Consider the following 2,808-nt stretch of genomic DNA (forward strand, 5'->3'; position numbering starts at 1 on the left):
AAAATTTTTTACAAAATCAACCGCTTGTCTATTTAATCTAATTAAATAATCCCTTGTCTTTCTAATTTATTTAAGAAATAAGGCATCTGTTTACGCCAAGTCGGCCAGTCGTGGTCGATATCAAAACCCCAATAATCAAACCAAGCCTCAATACCCTTTGCCTTAAAGGCTTCTTGTAGGCGACGGGTATCTTCAACGTGTTGTTCTTCCCAAGCACCTTGTCCAACGGCAATAACATAATGGTTTTGACGATAACGATCTAAGAACCAATCATCGTTTTGTCCCCATACATAATCAATCGGCGAGTTAAAATAGACCGCTTGATCACCATAAAATTCGCCTGTGAAGAAACGTGCATCGTAAACACCGCTTAACGCAATAGCAACATCAAATAAATCAGGGTGGCGTAGGGCAAAATTCACCGTATGGAATGCCCCCATACTGCAACCTGTCGCCATCATTGTGCCATTCCATTGCGATTCGTGGCGTATTAACGGCACAAGTTCGTGAATAATGTAGCGGTCGTAAGCATTGTGAGCCAATGCCATATCGTGTCCTGATTTATGCTTAGATAACCAAGATTCTGCATCATAAGAGTCCGGCGTATAGAATTTAATCAAACCTCTTTCGATAAACGAACGGCACGCATCAATCATACCAAAATTGCCATATTCATTTTCATTACCGCCTGATGACGGAAAAACAATAACGGGTTTGCCTGCGTGTCCGTAAACGTTGAATGACATCTCACGCCCTAATTCGCCACTCCAGTGGCTTCTTTTTTCAAAATGCATAGTTCACCTCTTATTGTTTAGCTTGTGCGAATTGTGCGATTTCACGCATTTGTTCCATTGTTTCAGTACGAGCTAAAATGCCTTGCTCGCCCATTACTTTGGCAAATACGCCTGGTACAGTTTGCACGCTAATAATATTGCCTGCAAACTTCTCACATATGGCTTCAATTGAATTTACATAGTTTTGATTTGCTTTGCGAGAAATATAAACCACATTCCAAGGGTGTTGAATATCTGAGTAGAATTTGTTTTCTTTCACAATATTTGCAAATTCACGGAATACATCAAAATCGTTGGCGTAGTTCCACATATCAATGGTTAAACCACCCGGTGGACGGCAATTGATTTCAAGTGGCAGCAATTCTTGTTTTTTGCCTTTAGTGCGGAAAAACTCAAAGTGGAAGAAACGCTCTTTCACGTTAAAGGCATCAACACATTTTTTGCCCATTTCAACTAATTTTGGTGAAATTTCGCGTGGCACGTAGTAATACATATCACTATCTTTAGATACGGTATCTAATACCGCTTCAGAATATTCCAGGCTGGAGTAGAACACAATATTGCCTTGGTGGTCGGTTAAACCGTCAAAGGTAATAATATCGCCATCAATAAACTCTTCCATAATGTATTCAACGGTTGGCGTTTTATAACCAAAAAAGGCTTCTAATTCTTCAGCAGATTTAATTTTATAAGTATCGCTTGCTCCAACGCCTGAGTTTGGCTTGATGATCACCGGGAATTTTAATTCTTTCGCTAATTTGCGAGCATCTTCATCATTTTTGAACACTCGACCTTTTGCCACTTTTAAGCCTGTTTTACGGAAAACTTCTTTCATTTGGGCTTTGGTTTTAATTGCCAACATATCGTCAGTTTTATAACCAAACACGTTAAAGTCAGTACGCAATTTAGCATCCAATTCCAACCAATACTCATTGTGCGATTCAATGCGATCAATCCGCCCATATTTATGAGCAAAATAGGCAACTGCACGGTAAACCTGTTCATAATCTTCCATATTATCAACACGATAATATTCCGTTAAAGAATTACGAAGGTTTTCGCTGAGCGATTCATAAGGTGCATCGGCAATACCTAAGGTATTAAAACCCGCTTCACGCAAACGAACGGCAAAAGTTTCAAAGTTCGTAGGGAAGTGAGGGGAAATCATCACAAAATTGAGTGGTCTGGACATAAGTTTTCCTTTTGAGTTTGCATATTATTAATTCAATAAAGTGATTGTAGGCTAAATTAATTAAATTGCAAAATATATTCAAACAAATAACTTTGCAACAAAAAATAAACTTTTAAATAACGTGTGTTTAATGATTTTGGAATTGATATTTAACAAAAAAGTAACCTTATTAATTTACTAGGATATTTTTCACAAACTCGCACTATTTCTAATTTACATCACAATGGCTATCTATTATGCTAATTGTATTCATCAGTGCTGATACTGGTAAATTACAACATCAATCTATCTAATGGGAGATTTAAAATGGCTGAACAAATTGTTCCTTCAAATGAAGCTATCTTAAAAGCAGTACAAGATACCTTAGTAATTTCAACCACCGATTTACAAGGTGTGATTACTTATGCTAACGATCTTTTCTGTCGTTTAACAGGTTTTTCTCGAGAAGAGTTAATTGGACAACCTCACAATATCGTTCGCCACCCAGCAGTGCCGAAAGAAGTTTATAAAAATATGTGGGATACCATTCAAGCAGGTAAAATTTGGACGGGTATCGTACCAAACTGCGGTAAAGGTGGTGTAGTTTATGTGGTTGATACCACCGTTCAGCCAATGTTTGATGAAGCAGGCAATATCACAGGTTACATCAGCGTTCGCCGTGTAATTAACGATTTAATGACAAACTTTGAAGCAGTTGAATTATCAAAAGAAATCTTTGATGACTTCTACGGCGAATAATTAAAAAGCTAGGATTGCGTGTAAAAGAAGCTCTCTTTTGCACGCAATTTTTTATTCCTTTTAGTTTTCGAGGAGTTTTTATGT

At 37.5% G+C, this 2,808-nt stretch carries 3 protein-coding genes; 1 reads left to right on the forward strand and 2 read right to left on the reverse strand.

Features of this window, described 5'->3' with window-relative positions:
- Positions 1 to 41: 41 nt before the first annotated feature.
- Both ACJHV0_RS00005 and ACJHV0_RS00010 read right to left on the reverse strand, forming a co-directional pair.
- A complete protein-coding gene (locus tag ACJHV0_RS00005; RefSeq protein ID WP_334229526.1) occupies positions 42 to 794 on the reverse strand; it encodes an esterase family protein in 753 nt (250 codons plus the stop codon).
- 10 nt (positions 795 to 804) lie between these two features.
- Positions 805 to 1,986, reverse strand: a complete 1,182-nt coding sequence (locus tag ACJHV0_RS00010; protein WP_483133021.1) for an ATP-grasp domain-containing protein — start codon at positions 1,984 to 1,986, stop codon at positions 805 to 807.
- Positions 1,987 to 2,292: 306 nt separating this feature from the next.
- Here ACJHV0_RS00010 and ACJHV0_RS00015 point away from each other — a divergent pair, with 306 nt between their 5' ends.
- Positions 2,293 to 2,724 carry a PAS domain-containing protein gene (locus ACJHV0_RS00015; RefSeq protein ID WP_334235487.1) on the forward strand — a complete coding sequence of 144 codons (432 nt, stop codon included), beginning with the start codon at positions 2,293 to 2,295 and terminating at the stop codon, positions 2,722 to 2,724.
- The last annotated feature ends 84 nt before the right edge of the window (positions 2,725 to 2,808 follow it).

It is taken from the genome of Mannheimia sp. (assembly GCF_056854775.1).